The 236-nt window shown below is 35.2% G+C and carries 1 pseudogene; it reads left to right on the forward strand.

Going from position 1 to position 236, the window contains the following annotated elements:
- Positions 1-236: pseudogene (locus FD50_RS12820) on the forward strand (IS1182 family transposase); the annotation flags it as partial.

The following is a 236-nucleotide window of genomic DNA, read 5'->3' on the forward strand; positions in this document are numbered from 1 at the left end:
GATGACCGCAAGGTTATGAATTGGAAATACCATCCTAAAGATGACTATTTTATCGACCCACAAGGAGTTAGATTTAGTTTTCATGCTTATCGCAAGCGCAAAGATAAGTATGGTTTTGAACGTGAATTTAAGGAATATATAGCGAATAAATACAATGATACTTTTCAAGTTGACCAACAGGCTTTCACCAGCGGTGGAAAGCTTCGTAAAATAAAGATTAATGAAACTTGGGAATA

The organism is Liquorilactobacillus satsumensis DSM 16230 = JCM 12392, assembly GCF_001435195.1.
GTDB lineage: Bacteria > Bacillota > Bacilli > Lactobacillales > Lactobacillaceae > Liquorilactobacillus > Liquorilactobacillus satsumensis.